This is a genomic window from Candidatus Propionivibrio aalborgensis (assembly GCF_900089945.1).
Taxonomy (GTDB): Bacteria; Pseudomonadota; Gammaproteobacteria; order Burkholderiales; family Rhodocyclaceae; genus Propionivibrio; species Propionivibrio aalborgensis.
Genome location: NZ_FLQY01000263.1, coordinates 1 through 216 on the forward strand (window position 1 = coordinate 1; position 216 = coordinate 216).

The 216-nt window shown below is 65.3% G+C and carries 1 protein-coding gene; it reads left to right on the forward strand.

Annotated features, from left to right (window positions below; all coding sequences use genetic code 11):
• Window positions 1-216 (forward strand): AIR synthase-related protein (locus PROAA_RS12530; RefSeq protein ID WP_186411663.1); only part of this gene is annotated, 216 nt, incomplete at both ends.

Sequence of the window (216 nt, forward strand, 5' to 3'; positions counted from 1 at the left end):
AACGGCAATCCGATTCTCTCGGTGCATGACGTCGGCGCGGGCGGCATCTCCAACGCCTTTCCCGAGTTGGCGCACGGCGCCGGTTGCGGCGCGCACTTTGAATTGCGCGACGTGAAGATTGAGGAGCCCGGCATGTCGCCGGCCGAAATCTGGAGCAACGAGGCGCAGGAGCGTTACGTGCTGGCGATCCCGCCGAGCAGGCTGCCCGAATTCACC